We start from the raw sequence: 15,308 nt of genomic DNA, 5'->3' as shown, positions 1-15,308 counted from the left end.
GCGGCGGCGATGGCAGAGTCACCGGTCCGCTCACTGATCAACGCCGGCTTCGGCGACACCGAACGCGCCCAACGGTTCCTGGCCTCCCCGGAACTCGAAGGGCTCGACCAGCAGAACCTGCTTACCGCGCTATCGCACGCCCCGGATCCAGACCAGGCGTTGTTACTGGCCCTGCGTCTGGTGGAACGCCACCCGCAGGCACGCGAGATCTTCGCCGAACCGGAAACCGGGCTGGCGTTGATCCGTTTGCTCGGGTCCTCCTCGGCGCTTGGCGAGTTCCTGATTCGCTGTGATGAGGCCTTGGCCGATGTGCGTATCGCCCCACCGGCGGATTTCGTGGCCACCGACGCCGAGCTGCTGCGTGAACGGCTGCTCGAGTCCGTGCAGGCTCAAGAAAGCGAGCACGGGCACCAGATCGCCGGGCTGACCGGCGCCGAGGCACGCCAAGCATTGCGCGTGGCCTACCGCCGCGGCCTTTTGGATCTGGCCTATCGCGACGTGAATTGTGTCGACCCGCAGGATGCTCTGCCACAGGTGGCTGCCGAGCTGGCCGACCTCGCCGCGGCCGCGCTGGACGCCGCGCTGGCGGTGGCCCGCGCCGAACTTGCCGGCCAGTTCACCGCGCAGCATGTTGACGCGGTCAACGTGGCGGTGATTGGCATGGGCAAATGCGGGGCCCGCGAGCTGAACTACATCTCCGACGTCGACGTGATCTACGTGCACAGCAGCCTGCCGTTGATCGACGAGGACACTGCCGCGCAGATCGCCGTGGCCATCTGCTCCAACGCCGCGAAGGCCATCATGGCGCCGGGCCCGGAGCCGATGTTGTGGGAAGTCGATGCGAACCTGCGGCCCGAAGGCAAGGACGGGGTGCTTTCGCGCACGCTGTCCTCGCACGAGGCCTACTACCAGCGTTGGGCGCAGTCTTGGGAGTTCCAGGCACTGCTCAAGGCCCGCGCCATCGCCGGTGACCGGGATCTGGGCTCCGCCTACGAACGAATGGTCAACCCCTTTGTCTGGTCCAGCCCGGAACGCGAAGGCTTCGTGGAGTCGGTGCAGAAAATGCGCCGTCGCGTCACCGACCACATTCCCAAGGACGAGGTGAACTGGCAGATCAAGCTCGGCCCCGGCGGGCTGCGCGATGTGGAGTTCACCGTACAGCTGCTGCAGTTGGTGCACGGCCGGGTCGACGCGGACATTCAGGTGCCGACCACAACGCTGGCGATCGACGCGCTCAGCCGCATCGGGTACATCGGACGCCAAGATGCTCAAGACTTTGCCGACGCTTACCGCTTCCTGCGCCTGCTGGAACACCGTATACAGCTCAGCCAGTTGCGGCGCACCCACTTGATGCCCCGCGCCGAACAGGCCCAGCGGGTGCTGGCCCGCGCCATCCGTCCTGCCGGGGACCTGAGCGCCACCAGCCCGGAGAAACTCCTCAAACGCTGGAACGCCACTAAACGCCTGGTCCGGCGGCTGCATGAAGCCATTTTCTATCGTCCACTGCTGGTTTCCAGTTCGAATCTTTCGGCCGACGATGTCAGGCTGACCCCGGAATCCGCCCAAGCGCGCCTGCGTGCCCTAGGCTACCTGGATCCCAAGGCGGCCATGCGTCATATCGAGGCGCTGATTGGGGGAGTCTCACGCCGCTCCTCGCTCCAGCGCCAACTGCTGCCGGTGCTCTTGGATTGGTTCGCCCGCGGGGTGGACCCCGATGCCGGGCTGCTCGGGTTCCGCCGGATTAGCGAATCCCTGGGCAAGAGCCACTGGTTCCTCGGAATGTTGCGCGATACCAACACCGCCGCCGAACGATTGTGCGCCCTGCTGTCCAATACGCGCTTCCTGACGGATCTGCTGGCCAACGAGGCTTCCGCGGCGGCCTGGTTAGGCAACGACGCGGCGCTACGCCCGCTGACCCTGCAGGCCCTCACGCAGCAAAACGAAGCGATTATTCAGCGCGCCAAGCAACCCGAGGCCGCGGTGCGGCAAATCCGCCTGATCCGCCGCCGCGAGGTACTGCGTGTCGCACTGGCCGACGGCGCCGAATTACTCGACGTTAGCCAGGTCGGTGCGGCCCTGAGCGACATCGACGCGGCGATGATGGATGGGATCCTGCGGGTGCTGATGATCGTCGATCAGCGCGAACACGGCGAACATGCCAGTGTGGCGGTGATCGCCATGGGCCGTCAGGGTGGTCGCGAGATCGGCTACGGGTCGGATGCCGACGTCCTCTTGGTGCAGCGTCCGCTGCCAGGGGCCGACGCGCAGAAGGCGCAGGAGCAGGCATTGCGCGTGTGCACCGAACTCTTGGCATGGTGTTCGCGTCCGCTCAAGCCCGCCATTCCCGCCGAGGTCAAGCTCAAGGTCGACTCCGATTTGCGGCCCGAGGGGCGGACCGGATCGCTGGTGCGATCCCTCGAGAGCTATGCCATCTACTACGACCGGTGGGTCGAACCCTGGGAACGGCAGGCCCTGCTCCGGGCGCGCCCCTTTGCCGGTGACATGGAGCTAGCCGCGGACTTCATCGACCTGATCGAACCGGTTCGTTATGAGCGGGCGCTCAGCGAGAGCGAAGTCAAGGAGATCCGCAAGATCAAGGCCCGCGTGGAATCCGAGCGCTTGCCGCGTGGTGCCGATCCGACGCGGCATCTGAAGCTAGGACGAGGTTCGCTTTCCGACGTTGAATGGCTCGTACAGCTCTACCAGCTGCAACATGCTAGCGAGCACCCGCAGCTGCGCACTCCCTCCACGCTGCAGGCGCTGGCCGCGCTGGCCGACCTTGAGCTACTGACCGATCAGGATGCCCTGGAGCTGAGCGACGCATGGACGCTGGCCACCCGGGTGCGTAGCGCGGAGATCATCACCGCCGGTCGCACCAGCGACGTTTTGCCGCGCTCCGCGCGCGATATGGAGGCCGTGGGCCGCTGGTGCCGCTACGAGCCGGGCCACGGGCACGAACTAGAGGAGGACTATCTGCGGGTGACCCGACACTCCCGTGCGGTCTTCGAGCGTCTCTTCTACGGTTTCGACGACTAACCCTACAGTTCGGCCGGTTGGAGCCGATGCTCGAGATCCGGCCACGTAACGTGCACGCGGGCACTGGGCAGCAGCGCCTTGGCGGCGAGCCGATCGGTCAGAACGATACCGTGTGGGGACACCTCCAGAATGCTCAGAACGGCGCCGTCGGTCAGCCTCCATGGTTCGGAGAGTTCGCACAGACCGCGTTCGAGGAGTCGTTCTTCCCCTGCCAGGTAGTCACAGGCGTCGCCAACGACATGCCCGAGCACATTACGCGGTTGTACCCGCGCGTAGTCCTCACGCAGCGCCTCGAGATAACCCACCACCTCGCGGTCCGCTCGGCGCACGGAGACCCAGCCGCTGGGTAGCTGTTCATTCATGCAGGCCGCCTTTCCATCGTGTGTCGACTGGGGTGATGCCATGCGAACGGCCGCACCCTTGAGCGCACCAACATGCTCGCTCGCTACGGCTTAGCCTAGGGTTGTTCGCTCCACAAATAAAAATCCGCCCGGATCGTTCCCTGCGGTGCAGGACACGATCCGGGCGGATACGCTGTTGACCAGCTGAAGACTAGCCCACGGGGCTAATTAGCAGCCGTAGTACAGCTCAAACTCGTATGGGTTCGGGCGCAGGCTCAGTGGCTTGATCTCGTTTTCACGCTTGTACTCGATCCAGGTGCGGATCAGGTCCTCGGTGAACACGCCACCTTCGAGCAGGAACTCGTAGTCCTCCTCGAGCGCCTTCAGAGCCTCTTCGAGGTTCTCCGGAGCGCGCTGGATGTCCTTGGCCTCTTCGGCCGGCAGCTCGTAGAGGTCCTTGTCGATCGGGTCAGCCGGCTCGATGCGGTTCTTGATGCCGTCCAGACCGGCCATCAGCTGTGCAGCGAAGGCCAGGTACGGGTTCGAGGAACCATCCGGTGCGCGGAACTCGATGCGCTTGGCCTTCGGGTTCGAACCGGTGATCGGGATACGGATACCGGCCGAGCGGTTACCCTGCGAGTACACCATGTTGACCGGTGCCTCGAAGCCCTTGACCAGACGACGGTAGGAGTTCACGGTCGGGTTGGTGAAGGCCAGCACGGCCGAAGCGTGCTTGAGCAGACCACCAATGTACCAGCGGGCGGTGTCGGACAGGCCGGCGTAGCCCTTCTCGTCGTAGAACAGCGGTTCGCCGTTGTTCCACAGCGACTGGTGCACGTGCATGCCCGAGCCGTTGTCACCGAAGACCGGCTTCGGCATGAAGGTGGCGGACTTGCCCCAAGCGTCGGCAACGTTCTTCACCACGTACTTGAACAGCATCAGCTGGTCAGCGGCGTGGACCATGGTGTTGAACTTGTAGTTGATTTCGGCCTGACCGGCGGCGCCGACCTCGTGGTGGCTGCGCTCGACCTCAAGGCCCACGTTGTCCAGTTCGATGCAGATCGCATCGCGCAGGTCGGCCTGCTTGTCGGTCGGGGAGACCGGGAAGTAACCGCCCTTGAAGGGGGTCTTGTAGCCCTGGTTGCCGCCCTCTTCCTTACGCCCGGTGTTCCACGGGGCTTCGTCGGAGTCGACCTTGTAGAAAGAGCCCTGCGGGGTGGATGCGTAGCGGACGTCTTCGAAGATGAAGAACTCTGCCTCGGGGGCGAAGAATGCGGTGTCGGCGATGCCGGTGGACTCCAGGTAGGCCTCGGCGCGCTCGGCCACACCACGCGGATCGCGGTGGTATGGCTCACCGGTGCGTGGGTTCACGATCGAGAAGTTGAACGCAAGGGTCTTCTCCATGCGGAACGGATCGATGAAACCGGTGGTGACATCAGGAATCAGCTGCATATCGGATTCCGAGATTCCGGCGAAGCCACGGATGGAGGAACCGTCGAAGAGCTGGCCGTTGACGAAGAAGTCCGCGTCTACGGACTTGGCTGGAACATTGAAGTGCTGCTGCACGCCAGGTAGATCGGTGAACCGGATGTCCACGAACTTGACGTCTTCATTGGCGATGTAGGCCAGGGCTTCTTCAGGACTGGAAAACATGTGGAGTGAACTCCCTGTTGAGTTGTGGGTGACGGTAAGCGGTAGCCGCGGTGGTGCCGCGGTACGCCTGCTTACAAAGTAACAATACCCAGTTTCCGTTTCGGAGCGGTGTCTCTATTGTTTCCAATGCGTTACAGAAACGCGCTCGGCGTAATTTCTTGCCGCCTTGGCAGCCTCGGGGCTCGCAAAGCCTCCGCCTAGCCTCGGGCGTTAAACTAGGGGAGTGGAACGTAAAGATTTTGGATCGTGGCTTGAAGGCCCGCCGCAGCTCAATTCCCAGCAGTGGCCCGGCGAACGCTTGGGCCGCCCAGACAAGGGACCGGGGTCGGTCGCGCGCTTTGGGCGTCGGCTCGGCGCGCTGGTGATCGATTGGCTGATCGCTATGGCCGTAAGCGCCTGGCTCTTCCAATCAGATTCATTAGCCACCTTGCTGATATTCTGCGGGCTACAGATCTTTATGGTCGGCCTCTTTGGTCATTCCATCGGTCACCGGCTGTTCGGGATGCAGGTGCAATCCATGGACGGTGGGCCCATCAAGCCGTGGAGCGGTGCGTTGCGTTCGGTCCTATTGTGCATGGTGATTCCGGTACTTTTTAGCGACGCCGACCAACGTGGATTTCACGACCGGGCGGGAAACAGCATTCTTGTAGTTATCAAATAGCCGTTCTCTAGAACCTATGCAAACAGGTCTTAGGTAACCTGATGCTGTCTAGTTCCTGCATCATCGAGACCGTTTGTCGGTACCAAGCCATCTGACTCAGTGCCGGCAGAGGCGAAGAGCTCTCCACAGGCTGACACCGAGGAACTCCCGGCATACACGGCGAGATTAATCGCCGCGTTAAGATCACGATCATGCGTTGCGCCACAGGCCTCGCAAGCCCAGGCCCTCACATGCAATGCCATAGTGCGCGTGGTTTTTGCGCCACAAGCACTGCACGTTTTCGAGGACGGGAACCAGCGATCGGCAACAATCAGCGTTGTATTGCGATCACGTGTTTTGTAGTCGAGCTGGCGACGGAATTCACCAAAAGAGGCATCCGCGATCGACAGGGCTAGACGGTGATTCTTCATCATCCCGCTCACGTTGAGATCTTCAATCACGATCCGGTCATGTGCATCGGCAAGACCGGTGGTGAGCTTATGTATCCAGTCATGACGGGCGTTGGCGACCCTTTGGTGAATCGTGGCCACCTTTCGACGTGCTTTGGCACGGTTCTTCGACCCCTTGGCCGTACGTGCCAGGCTCTGCTGGGCGCGTTTGAGCGAACGCTGAGCGTTGCGCAGCGCACGGGGCACCTGATGACGTGTACCGTCAGAGACCACGTACTCGCGCACCCCAAGGTCAACACCAACCGTGCTGACTGGGACGGTGGGGACTAGCGGGTCAGTGACGTCGCAACTAATACTGGCGTACCAGTGGCCAGCTCGTTTCGAGATAGTTACCGAGATGAGTTTGGCGTTCTCAAAGCGGACCGCTTCACGCATCCGAACCCACCCGATGTTCGGTACGCGCAAACGTTTGCCCTCGATGCGGAACTGTCCAGAGGAAAGACGGAACGACTCAGCGCTCACGCCTTTCTTCTTGAAGGTCGGGTGCTTGGCGCGGCCGGCGAAGAAGTTTTTGAACCCCACGCCAAGAGCGATGATTGCTTCTTGCGGGGCGCATTTCGTAGACTCCAACATCCATGGGAACTCGGTTCGTTTGATCCGGTTCAGTTCACGGCGCAACGCGTACTGTGACGGGGCTGGCAGGGAAGGATCAGCCAAGCGGGCTGCGTACTGCTGATTCCAGTGGGCGAGGGCCCAGTTGTAGGCGAAGCGTGCGGTCCCTGCCGCACGCGTCAACCCGGTAGCTTGCACGTTGGTTGGGTCTAGGGCAATCTTATGCGCACGGTGCATCCTCCACCCCCTTAAACCGTTGCCGAGGCTATGTCTTCATGGTCGCAAACGGTACCGACACTTTGGAGCGGCTAGGCGGATCGTTCGCGGCTCTCAGGGCGGGTTAACTGCCGGCCTGGTGCTATCGGTGACGCGGCTGCTGGGAGCGTCTAGGACGGTCTTGCCTCTCAAGTCGTTTCTACTGTTCATTTTGATATCGTATGGCCCCGCTTAGGAGGTGACACCAAACAGCACGAAACCCCGTTGCGGGCACAGAAAACGCAGAGGGTGGGAACCATAAATGGTTCCCACCCTCTGCGTTTTAGCTGCTTTAGCGGCCGCGCATTGCCCGGCGGTTCGGACGGACCTTCGTCGGGTCAACTCCCTTAGGGATCGGCATCCGGTTCATGCTCAACGTGGTCAATCGCTTGTCCACGGCACTGACCTCAAGCTTGGTGATGGCCTTTGGAAGCTTCTTCATTTCCTTGCCCACGTTGGCCAGGCTCGTCTGTCCCTCGGCGCTACCGGCGTTGATCACGTGGATCGGGACGTTCGGGAGCACACGGCCAATGCGTTTGCGTTCGGAGCTGACCAAATCCCGTACCCGGTTCGTGGGACCCTCGGTAACCAGCACTACGCCTGGTCGTCCGATGGCCAGGAATACGATGTCCTGGTGGCGGTTAGCCGCAATCGGCTCATCCTTCAGAATCCAGCCGCGACGCAGCACGCTCATGGCGGCACCGGCGGCACCGGGGCGGCCTTCCAGCTGCGTGAAGGCGGCCTTTTCGGCGCGACGCGACATGACAAACATGGCGGCAAGCAGAGCCACCGGGATCGCGATGATCAGCATCGTGATCCAGTTATTGATCAACAGACCGATCAGCAGACCCACGGCAATGACAGCGACAGCCGCCAGAACCATCCACCATACGACCATCGGGTCGGAGCGGCGGGTCATCTGGAAGACCTGACCGATTTGCTTCAATCGACCGGGTTCTTTGGTAGTTTTCTCTGCTTTTGGTTTACGCGAGAACAGGCCGCGCTTCTTCGCGGATGCCTCGCCGTCGGTGTTTTTGGCCATAGTGATCTCATTCTACGCGAAATTTGCATTGACCGCTGTGCGCGGTCGAATCGAGGCGGCCGCGGGGATGGCGCTCCGAGACATAGTAGGTCCCCGGCTCCCTGTATGGGAATGCCGGGGACCAACCAAGTGCTACAAGGGTGCCTACTGCGCGATCAGCGAGGAAGCTTCCTGTCGAGTGTTACCCGAGGATTCGATATGAGCCAGGGCTTCCGGGATCTCACGTCCCTTCTTGCGCATGGCTCCGGCCCACAAGCGGCCGGCGCGATACGAGGAACGGACCAGCGGGCCGGACATAACACCGTTGAAGCCCAGCTCTTCGGCTTCCTGCTGGAGCTCCAAGAACTCCTGGGGCTTCACCCAACGATCCACTGGGAGGTGGCGTTCGGTCGGGCGCAGGTACTGGGTGATCGTCAACAGGTCGCAACCCGCTTCGTACAGGTCACGCATCGCCTCGGAGATCTCTTCACGGGTCTCACCCATGCCGAGAATGAGGTTGGACTTGGTGATCAGTCCGCGCTTGTGGCCGTGGGTGATGACATCCATCGAGCGCTCGTAACGGAACGCTGGACGAATGCGCTTGAAAATGCGGGGCACGGTTTCGACGTTGTGTGCGTAAACCTCGGGGGCGGAGTCGCAGATCGCGTCCAGATGCTCGGGCTTACCGGAGAAGTCGGGGATCAACAGTTCGACACCGGTATTCTCATTGAACTGGTGGATCCGGCGCACGGTCTCGGCGTACAACCAGACGCCTTCGTCCTCGAGATCGTCGCGGGCTACACCGGTGACGGTGGCGTAGCGTAGATCCATCTTTTTCACGCTCATCGCGACCTTGAACGGCTCCGAGCGATCCAGCGCGGCTGGCTTGCCAGTGTCGATCTGGCAGAAGTCACAGCGGCGGGTACATTCCGAGCCGCCAATGAGGAAGGATGCTTCGCGGTCTTCCCAGCACTCAAAGATGTTCGGGCAGCCTGCTTCCTCGCAGACGGTGTGTAGACCTTCGGTTTGGACGAGCTTTTTCAGGCCCACGTATTCCGGGCCGATGTTCAGCTTGGCTTTGATCCAGTCGGGCTTACGCTCCACTGGGGTCTGGGAGTTTCGCTTCTCGACGCGTAGTAGCCGGCGACCTTCTGGTTCGACGCTCATAGTCTGATCTTTCTGGGGTTCAGGATTAAACAACTTGCGGTGACAGGAGGTGCTCAAGCTCCTGCTGGACGCGATCAACAACGTCGCTCGGCGAAACTTCACGGCCGAGCTCTGCCGATATCGTGGTGACTCCGGCATCGCTGATGCCGCACGGAATGATCTGCTCGTATGGTGCGAGGGAGTTTGAACAGTTCAAGGCGAAACCGTGCATGGTGACGCCATGATTGATCCGGATTCCGATGGCGGCAATTTTGCGGTCTTCACCACCGTCGCGGCTTGGCACCCAGACTCCCGAGCGCCCCTTGACTTGAATGGTCTCGATTCCCAGGTCCTTCAGCACATTCATCAGCGCCTCTTCGAGGGTCTCTACGTAGCGGCGGATGGCATTGATCTGCTTGAGTTTTACGATGGGATAGCCAATGAGCTGGCCGGGTCCGTGCCAGGTCAACTGGCCGCCACGGTCAACATCGACTACCGGCGTACCGTCCTGAGGCAGGTCTTCCGGTTCGGTGCGTCGCCCGGCGGTGTACACAGCTTCGTGCTCAAGGAAAAGTACCCTGGGGCTACGCTGATCCGCGGCAACCTCGTCATGCAGACTCTTTTGGTAGTCCCATGCTTGCAGATATGGAATGTAGGTCGTGCCCAGACCGACTCGTTCGAATTCGATCGTCATGATCGATACCCTACGCCCAAGCGGTGGAGCCCGGCCAATTGGGACCGCAAATGCTAACGCTGTGGATATCCGCGGCGGACAACGGGCAATCGCGCTATACCGGTGGAATGGACACGTTAGAGCACGGACTTGCCTGGCCGCAAGCCGAAGGATACGACACAATAGGGCCCTTAAGTGCCAAGTCACCCGCAAATGTTTGGCTACTTCGGAGGGTCGAAGACCAAGTATATTTTGCGCTCAAGACCACCACTGAGTCCGAGGCGGTAGGCACATTGATCCAAGACGGGGTTCAGGTGCAACACGAGTATGCGGTTGAAGTTTACGGATTGTTGAACACCCAACTTGGTGCTGGAGTGCTGATGGAGTATTGTCCGGGCGGCAGTCTTCACGCCCTACTGTCGCAACGGCCCCCAATGAGCCTCGGAGAATGCGTGACGGCGCTGGCTCCGATCGCTCAGCGCTTGGCGGCAATGCATGCACAGGGACATGCCCATGGTGACGTATCGCCGGGCAATATCTTGTTGACCGCCAAGGGCAAACCTAAACTGATCGACTTTCAGGAGCTCGGTGGTACGTTCGGAAGCACTTCGGGCGCTGGAACACCGGGCTTCATAGCGCCCGAGATACTCACCGGTCAGGAACCAACCGGTGCGCAGATCGGGAGCGCTGACGTCTATGCGCTCGCTGCCTGCGTTTGGTACTTGCTCTCCGGTCAGGTGCCGGCGGCACCGGAGCACAGGGCGCCGATCACGGCAGTTTTTCCCGATCTGCCAGAGCTCGTGCACCAGCTTCTATGCGATGCCCTCAGCGAGGATCCTGAGCAGCGCCCCTCGGCTGAGCATTTCGCCCGGCAGCTTTTCGCCTGCGCACAAGCCGAAGCCATTGACTGGACCAACTGTGTACCCGCCCAAGCCACGCAGTTCATGGAGACCGTTCATCCACCGTGTGCCACACCGGACAAGATACGAGCCCGGCGCCCGAGGGGTAGAGCGGGCACTCGACCAGCAAGGACTGATGACAAGAACCAGTCAGGGTGGAGCATCCCGAGGCTTCGACAGACTCCGGGCAGGAAGCGGCTGGTGGCCGCCGTGATGCTCGCGGTAGTGGCTGTCGGCGTCACGAGCTTCACGGCCCTGCGCTACCTGCCCACGGAAGTGCATGCTCAGGGGCCCGAACTTGCCGAAAACGTACCCGATGGCCGATGTCAGGTCGGTGACGGCGGAATCATTCCGGAGTGTGCCAACGCGGTGGACGGCTTGGTGACGCAGGTAATCGACCTGTCGCGCCGTCGCGACCAAGCCTTGGCCGGATTGGATCAGCGCGCACTGCGTGACCTTTATGCGCAGGGTTCACAGCAGTTGGAACGGGACCTGGCCACAGTCGAGCAGTTACGGAGTTTAGGCTTCAAGATTCAAGGCCTGAGCACACAACTTAGTGACATTGAATTTATTGCCCGAGGTCCGCAGAATCGCGCGGTGCTCAATGCCACGAGCGCCCAACCCAGTTACAGCTATGTGGACCGGGAAGGGCAGGTGTTGCATACGGTCGAGGGATTGGCCGGGGAGCAGATCACCCTCACGATTCAGTGGGAAGACCAGCGGTGGAAAATCGGCGATGTGCTCAGCCGGGGGAATTAAACGGAAAGGGGACCTCGTGACGAGGTCCCCTTGGCGTGCGGTGCCGCAATGACTAGTGCCAGAGTACAGCGATCGCGATGTTGATCAGGGCCAAACCACCCGTGGCGTGGGCGATGCCGGTCGAAACTTCGGCGCCTGCCTTCACCTTTTTACGACCCAGGAAGGCCGCGACGACGATGGCGATGGCAATCAATAGCTTGACGCCAATCTTGAAGTGGTTCAGTTCCCCGTCCCAGGGGCTGAGACCCATTTCGGTCAGTGCCACCAAGGCCAGACCGGTAATCAGCTGAGTCAGCGCACCGTACCATTGCCATACGTTGACGGTAGGGGTCTTGAAGTTGGCCAACCATCCGCCGAAAATGGCCGCGGCGCCAAGAATGTGCAGAAAAACCAAAAGGGAATAGAGGAAGCTCATACCCTCAATCCTAGGTCATGTTCGACGTGCTGTAGAAACGCGCGGGGCCCGTGATCGAATTGCTTCGATCACGGGCCCCGCGCCAGGACAAATCAACCTTTACAGGCCGAGATCACCCTCGAAAGCGCCGCCTTCAAGACGTGCCTTGACGGTCTGCAGGAAGCGACCGGCGTCGGCGCCGTCAACGATGCGGTGATCGTAGGTCAGCGACAGGTACATCATCTGGCGGATGGCGATGACGTCGTTGCCTTCGGCGTCGGTGATAACGACCGGGCGCTTGACGATGGTGCCGGTACCCAGGATGGCAACCTCAGGCTGGTTGATGATCGGGGTGTCGAACAGGGCCCCTACCGAACCAATGTTGGTGATGGTGAAGGTGCCACCGGACAGCTCGTTCGGACCGATCTTGTTACCGCGGGTACGGGCGGCGACATCGGCGATCTTGCTGGCCAGACCGGCGAGGTTCAGGTCGCCAGCGTTGGAAACGACCGGAACCAGCAGGCCCTTCTCGGAATCTACCGCGAAGCCCAGGTGCTCGGCGTTGTGGTAGGTGATCTCCTGCTTGTCCTCGTCGTAGTTTGCGTTCAGCGACGGGTGCTGCTTCAGTGCTTCGGCAACGGCCTTGGCGATGAACGGCAGGTAGGTCAGGTTCACACCGTTGGTGGCCTTGAAGCCAGCCTTGGCAGCCTTACGCAGGTTGGCCACGCGAGTCATGTCGACTTCCTGGACCTGAGTCAGCTGAGTCGAGGTGTCCAGCGATTCGCGCATGCGGCGGGCGATGACCTGGCGGATGCGAGGAGCCTTGACGGTGGTGCCACGTAGTGAGGAAGCTTCGACGGCCGGAGCTGCCTTGGCAGCTGGAGCGGCGGGTGCGGCCGGTGCCGGGGCTGCTGCGGCGGCTTCCTTGGCGGCCACTGCGTCCAAAACGTCCTGCTTGCGGATGCGTCCGCCGACACCGGTGCCGGTGACCGAAGCAATGTCGATGCCGTGCTGGTTAGCCAGTCGGCGTACCAGCGGGGTGACGTAGCCCGAATCGTTGCCAGCAGGCGCCTCGGAGGCCGGTGCGGCAGGGGCTGCAGGAGCAGCAGGTGCTGCCGGAGCCGGCGCCGGAGTTGCCGGGACATCGGCAGCCGGTGCTTCGGCGGCAGGAGCCTCGGTCTTGGCCGGAGCTTCAGACTTTGCCGGTGCTTCGGACTTGGCTGGAGCAGCCGGTTCCGGGGTGGACTCGGCAGCCGGAGCGGCACCAGCGGCACCGATGACTGCCAGAACCGAACCGACCTCAGCCGTTTCGTCCTCGGAAACGCGAATCTCTAGCAGGGTGCCGGCCACGGGGGACGGAACCTCGGTGTCGACCTTATCGGTGGAAACCTCAAGCAGCGGCTCGTCGACAGCTACCTCGTCGCCGACTTCCTTCAGCCAGCGGGTGACGGTACCTTCGGTAACCGACTCGCCCAGGGCGGGGAGGGTGACTTCGGTACCCGAGGCTTCGCCGCCAGCAGCGGGTGCAGCCGGTGCCTCAGCGGCTGGTGCTTCTTCAGCCTTGGCCGGAGCTTCCTCAGCGGCAGGTGCTTCCTCGGCGGCTGGCGCGTCCGAGCCCGAATCCGAACCGGAACCATCGCCGATGCGAACGAGCGGGGCGCCAACTTCGGCTTCCTCGTCTTCGCCAACAAAAATTTCCTCGATGACGCCGGCAACCGGCGATGGAACCTCGGTGTCGACCTTATCGGTGGAAACCTCAACTAACGGTTCGTCAACCTCTACGCGGTCGCCGACCTGCTTCAGCCAGCGGGTTACCGTACCTTCGGTAACGCTTTCGCCCAGTGCGGGCAGGTTTACGGTTTCAGACATCTTCCCGTATCTCCTCAGTTTTCAAAGCTTTGATGATGACCGGCTGTTCCCGCTCTGCGTCGTGGACGTGGCGGTACGGTCGGCCGAAATTGAGAGGCGTGCCTCTGAGCCTAGTGCACGAAGTAGCGCGCCGGATAAAACGCGCTACTTCGTGACTTATGGCACGTGACTAGCCGTGCAGCGGCTTGCCGGCCAAGGCCAAGGCGGCCTCACCCAGCGACTCGTTCTGCGTCGGGTGGGCGTGGATAAGCTGAGCCACGTCCTCCGGGTAGGCTTCCCAGTTCACGATGAGCTGGGCTTCGCCGATCTGCTCACCGATGCGGCCGCCGATGCCGTGCACGCCGACGATCGGGCCGTTCTTGACGCGAACCATCTTGATCAGACCGCTGGTGCCGAGGATCGAAGACTTACCGTTGCCGGCCAGGTTGTACTCGGTGGTTTCAATCTGGTCCTCACCGAACTTCTCCTTAGCCTTTGGCTCGGAGTAACCCACCGACGCGATTTCAGGCTCGCAGAAGGTGACCTTCGGGATGTTGATGTCCTCGACGATGGTCGGCTTCTGGCCAGCGATTTCCTCGGCAACGAAGATGCCGTGCTGGTAACCGCGGTGTGCCAGCTGCACGCCGGGAACGATGTCGCCCACGGCGTAGATGTTGCCAACACCGGTGTGCAGGCGCTCGTTGGTGATAACAAAACCACGGTCGATGGTGATGCCCTGCTCTTCGAAGCCCATGTTTTCGGTGACCGGGCCGCGGCCTACGGCCACGAGCACGACGTCGGCCTCGAGGGTCTTGCCGTCGGCCAGGTGAACCTTGACGCCGTTGGCGTCCTGCTCGACCTTTTCGAAGAACACGCCGGTGTTGAACTTGATGCCTCGCTTCTTGAAAGCACGCTCAAGGTTCTTGATGATGGCCGGGTCCTCGTTCGGAACCAGCGACGGCAGACCTTCGACGATGGTGACATCGACACCGAAGGAGTTCCAGACGGAGGCGAACTCGACACCGATGACGCCGCCACCGAGCACGATGGCGCTCTTCGGCAGGGTCTCCATGTTCAGGGCTTCGGTGCTGGTCAGCACGCGGCCACCGATTTCCAGACCGAAGGTCTTGGAGGTGGAGCCGGTGGCCAACACAATGTTCTTGCCCTTGTAGGCGACACCGTCAACGTCAATGGTGTCCTGGCCAACCAGGCGGCCGTTGCCGTTGATGACGGTGATCTTCTTCATCTTTAGCAGGCCGGATAGGCCCTTGTGCTTGCCAGCGACGATGCCGTCCTTGTAGCTGCGCACGCCAGCCAAGTCAATGGACTCCAGGCTGGTGTGAATGCCGTACTTCGCGCCTTCGCGGGCGTTTTCTGCCAGCTCAGCGGCGTGCAGGTAGGCCTTGGTGGGAATGCAACCGGTGTGCAGGCAGGTGCCGCCGACCTTGTCGCGTTCGATCAAACCAACGGAGAAGCCCAACTGGACGGCGCGTAGCGCCACCGAGTATCCAGCGGATCCACCGCCGAGGATGAGGACATCAAATTCTTGCGTTGCTGCCGATTCGGCCACGTGAACGCTCCCTCGTAATAGCTATAGTATGGTCGGCGTTCGCCGGCCAGA

12 protein-coding genes are annotated in these 15,308 nt (G+C 61.6%); 3 read left to right on the top strand and 9 right to left on the bottom strand.

Features of this window, described 5'->3' with window-relative positions:
* The first annotated feature begins 9 nt into the window (after positions 1-9).
* A complete protein-coding gene (locus tag ACYU0X_RS10875) occupies positions 10-3,036 on the top strand; it encodes a bifunctional [glutamine synthetase] adenylyltransferase/[glutamine synthetase]-adenylyl-L-tyrosine phosphorylase (protein ID WP_461900663.1) in 3,027 nt (1,008 codons plus the stop codon).
* A gap of 2 nt (positions 3,037-3,038) precedes the next feature.
* Here ACYU0X_RS10875 and ACYU0X_RS10870 read toward each other — a convergent pair whose 3' ends face one another.
* Entirely contained in the window at positions 3,039-3,398 is a 360-nt protein-coding gene (locus tag ACYU0X_RS10870) for a hypothetical protein (protein WP_418906935.1), read from the bottom strand.
* 207 nt (positions 3,399-3,605) lie between these two features.
* On the bottom strand, positions 3,606-5,030 hold the full coding sequence (gene glnA / locus ACYU0X_RS10865; protein WP_309406583.1) for a type I glutamate--ammonia ligase: 1,425 nt from the start codon (positions 5,028-5,030) through the stop codon (positions 3,606-3,608).
* A gap of 223 nt (positions 5,031-5,253) precedes the next feature.
* On the opposite strand from glnA, the gene ACYU0X_RS10860 reads away from it, so the two are divergent.
* Positions 5,254-5,691, top strand: coding sequence for an RDD family protein (locus ACYU0X_RS10860; RefSeq protein ID WP_418906934.1), 438 nt, complete (start codon positions 5,254-5,256; stop codon positions 5,689-5,691).
* A gap of 29 nt (positions 5,692-5,720) precedes the next feature.
* Here ACYU0X_RS10860 and ACYU0X_RS10855 read toward each other — a convergent pair whose 3' ends face one another.
* The 4 genes from ACYU0X_RS10855 to lipB form a co-directional block, all read right to left on the bottom strand.
* Entirely contained in the window at positions 5,721-6,929 is a 1,209-nt protein-coding gene (locus tag ACYU0X_RS10855; protein WP_418906933.1) for an RNA-guided endonuclease InsQ/TnpB family protein, read from the bottom strand.
* 310 nt (positions 6,930-7,239) lie between these two features.
* On the bottom strand, positions 7,240-7,989 hold the full coding sequence (locus ACYU0X_RS10850; protein WP_418906932.1) for a DUF4191 domain-containing protein: 750 nt from the start codon (positions 7,987-7,989) through the stop codon (positions 7,240-7,242).
* Between the two features lie 144 nt (positions 7,990-8,133).
* Positions 8,134-9,135, bottom strand: coding sequence for a lipoyl synthase (gene lipA / locus ACYU0X_RS10845; RefSeq protein WP_396275207.1), 1,002 nt, complete (start codon positions 9,133-9,135; stop codon positions 8,134-8,136).
* Positions 9,136-9,160: 25 nt separating this feature from the next.
* Positions 9,161-9,808 carry a lipoyl(octanoyl) transferase LipB gene (lipB, locus tag ACYU0X_RS10840; RefSeq protein WP_418906931.1) on the bottom strand — a complete coding sequence of 216 codons (648 nt, stop codon included), beginning with the start codon at positions 9,806-9,808 and terminating at the stop codon, positions 9,161-9,163.
* Between the two features lie 50 nt (positions 9,809-9,858).
* Between lipB and ACYU0X_RS10835 the strand changes: the two genes are divergently transcribed.
* Positions 9,859-11,445, top strand: a complete 1,587-nt coding sequence (locus ACYU0X_RS10835; protein ID WP_418906930.1) for a serine/threonine protein kinase — start codon at positions 9,859-9,861, stop codon at positions 11,443-11,445.
* A 52-nt stretch (positions 11,446-11,497) separates the two neighbouring features.
* Here the strand turns inward: ACYU0X_RS10835 and ACYU0X_RS10830 are convergent, their stop codons facing one another.
* From ACYU0X_RS10830 to lpdA, 3 genes are all read right to left on the bottom strand, one after another.
* Positions 11,498-11,860 carry a hypothetical protein gene (locus tag ACYU0X_RS10830; protein ID WP_418906929.1) on the bottom strand — a complete coding sequence of 121 codons (363 nt, stop codon included), beginning with the start codon at positions 11,858-11,860 and terminating at the stop codon, positions 11,498-11,500.
* Between the two features lie 99 nt (positions 11,861-11,959).
* Positions 11,960-13,708: a 2-oxoglutarate dehydrogenase, E2 component, dihydrolipoamide succinyltransferase gene (gene sucB, locus ACYU0X_RS10825; protein WP_418906928.1), complete on the bottom strand. Its 1,749-nt coding sequence runs from the start codon at positions 13,706-13,708 to the stop codon at positions 11,960-11,962.
* A 169-nt stretch (positions 13,709-13,877) separates the two neighbouring features.
* Complete coding sequence (gene lpdA, locus ACYU0X_RS10820) at positions 13,878-15,257, bottom strand: dihydrolipoyl dehydrogenase (protein WP_418906927.1); 1,380 nt, start codon at positions 15,255-15,257, stop codon at positions 13,878-13,880.
* Positions 15,258-15,308 lie beyond the last annotated feature (51 nt).

It is taken from the genome of Glutamicibacter sp. X7, from assembly GCF_054889245.1.
The sequence above is the reverse complement of the archived record's forward strand: the minus strand, read 5'-3'. Positions and strand labels throughout refer to the sequence as shown.